This window comes from Methanoculleus sp. (assembly GCF_035363275.1).
GTDB lineage: Archaea > Halobacteriota > Methanomicrobia > Methanomicrobiales > Methanoculleaceae > Methanoculleus.
Window position 1 is genome coordinate 1 of the sequence record NZ_DAOSET010000114.1, and the last position, 2,515, is coordinate 2,515.

Here is a 2,515-nt window from a genome sequence, read left to right on the forward strand (position 1 = left end):
AGATGATAAACGAGGCCATGGCCGCCCAGCGGGCGGACGTGGATACGGTAAAGGCAAAACGCGGTCAGAAATTCGTCATCGAGGACACGAAACCCTACGTCGACGTAGCAAAGAAGATGACGGCGATCGGCGACCAGAGCCAGGCAGTCATCGACCTGCACAAGGACTCGGTGGTCGCGCACTACGAGTCCCTCAAGGGCCTTACGACGACTGTCCGTCCCGAAGACGACCCGTTCGTCGAGCACTACCAGACACCCGTGGTACTCGAGATCCTGAAAGGCCAGGACGAAGCGTTCGCAAAAAGCGTCGACGCCTTCGTCCAGGCGATCGCTGATGCGGAGGCCCGGATCGGTCTCGAGGCGGTGCGGCACTACGGTGGGTTCTACGGCCCTACCTGCGTCGTCGACTTTGCACTGATCCCGGGGAGCACGAGCAACGTGGTGAACCAGGTGCTGCAAAAGACCGAGATTCCGGTCGAGCACAAGCGGGCGATCCTCGCCGCCAAATCGTGGGGCATGAACACCTCCTACGGTTTCGGCGACGCCTTCGCCCACGCCCTCGAGGCAGGAGCCACCCCCACCGAGGCGACGGCAAAAGAGATTGCGACGATGCAGAAGATTTACCGCGAACCGGTCGAAGCCCAGGCGGAACTGATGGATGAGGCCGGGATGACCTCCTTTGACCAGCGGAAGTATATGAGTGAGTACCGGCGCCGCATGGAAAGGACGATCAAGGCCGCCATCGACGACGATGTTCACTACGGCAACATCCTGACCGTCCCGGCCTACAGCGTCGGCGACGTCTCCCACCACATCGCGCAGACGACCTTTAACATGTGCAAGGACGATGTCGTCATGGCGACGATCGAGGCGGTCACCGAGGTAATGGAGTCCTCGCTCCGGAGATCGTTCGACTCCTACAAGAATTACTGGGACGTCCTCTCGGTCGCGACCGGGTCGTCTGCCGCCGCAACCGAGTATATCCTCCAGCTCGACGGGTTCAACGCACCCATGATCGTCGACCTGCTCACGAAGAGATTCCACAACTACGTCCAGATCTACCCGTCTCGGGGAGCGGCGGCGGAACTCCATAACTGCGACTTCATGGACATGATCTATCGCGGATGGAAACTCCTCGACAAGGCACAACGGAACGCGAACGGTTCCGGTGAGGAACCGGTCCCCATGATCGGCAAGTATCCCGTCGACCTCTCGCCCATTCGCAAGAACGAGGTGCTGATGAACCCGCAACGGTATGTCTACGCGGCCTGTGCGATATCTGTCCGGTTCGCCGCCCTGATGAGCCTTGCCGACTACCCGTGCCTCCTGACGAGCGAGCCCGTGACCGCGACGATGATGACGAACATCATCGCTCTCGAGAAAGAGACGGCAGCCGCCCCGGTGCGGGCCTGCAAGAACTGCGCCTCTGCGTGCCTGATCGACATGCGGCACGGGTACTGCCAGTGGAGAGAGGCGGTCTGAGGAGGAACTGCCATGAAGTGCTACTACTGCGCCCTTGAGGGGAAGGAGAGCGAGGCGGTGGCAATCTGCATCGTCTGCGGGATGGGGCTCTGCATGGATCACGCCATCAGGAAAGATATCGATCTCTGGGAGGGGGGCTATCCCCTTCCCAGCAAGCGCGTGAAGGCGCCGTTGCCGAGGATTCTCTGTCCCGAGTGTTATGCTGCCCTGTACGAGAAGGGGAAGTGAGGCACACACCACCGACCTTTTTGGTCGGCTCCTCGTAAAACCTATACCAATCTGGTGAAACCATGACTGTTACTCTAGGAAAACGGTGCATCGCCGAGGCCGTCGGTACATTCATCTTGGTCTTCTTCGGAGCCGGTGCAGCCGTCGTCACCCTTATGCTTGCTTCAGGGACCACCCCGTCGACTCCGTTCAACATCGGGATCGGGGCGCTCGGGGGCCTCGGCGACTGGCTCGCCATCGGGCTTGCCTTCGGTATCGCCATCACCGGGTCGATCTACGCGTTCGGGAGGATATCGGGATGCCACATCAATCCGGCGGTGACGATAGCCCTCTTCGCTACCCGGCGGTTTCCTGCGCTCGATACGGGTGCGTACGTCGTCGCCCAGTTCATCGGCGCGGCGGCCGCAAGTCTCCTCTTTGCCTGGGCGGTCGGCCCGGACGCCGTCACCATCGGGGGCCTCGGGGCAACGACCCCCTTCCCCGGTATCGGCTACCTGCAGGCGATCGTCATCGAGACTATCGGTACGTTCCTCCTGATGTTCGTCATCATGGGCGCCGCCGTCGACGAGCGGGCCACGCCGGGCTTTTCCGGCCTCGCAGTGGGCCTTGCCGTCGCGGGCATCATCACGACGACCGGGAACCTGACCGGCGCTTCGTTGAACCCTGCCCGTACGTTCGGGCCGTATCTCGGGGACTGGCTGCTTGGCGGGTCGAACCTCTGGACGTTCTTCCCCATCTACATCATCGGCCCCATCGTCGGTGCCGTAGTCGCTGCGTTCCTCTACGACTACCTCTCCGGCGAATGA

Annotated in this window: 3 protein-coding genes; all 3 read left to right on the forward strand. The window is 61.7% G+C overall.

Annotated elements, in window-relative coordinates; genetic code table 11:
- The first annotated feature begins 2 nt into the window (after positions 1-2).
- The 3 genes from PLN84_RS13065 to PLN84_RS13075 all read left to right on the forward strand — a co-directional run bounded on the left by PLN84_RS13065 (position 3) and on the right by PLN84_RS13075 (position 2,515).
- Positions 3-1,481: a DUF2193 domain-containing protein gene (locus PLN84_RS13065; RefSeq protein ID WP_348532172.1), complete on the forward strand. Its 1,479-nt coding sequence runs from the start codon at positions 3-5 to the stop codon at positions 1,479-1,481.
- Positions 1,482-1,493: 12 nt separating this feature from the next.
- A complete protein-coding gene (locus PLN84_RS13070) occupies positions 1,494-1,709 on the forward strand; it encodes a DUF2180 family protein (RefSeq protein WP_292386541.1) in 216 nt (71 codons plus the stop codon).
- Positions 1,710-1,771: 62 nt separating this feature from the next.
- Positions 1,772-2,515, forward strand: a complete 744-nt coding sequence (locus PLN84_RS13075; protein ID WP_292386540.1) for an MIP/aquaporin family protein — start codon at positions 1,772-1,774, stop codon at positions 2,513-2,515.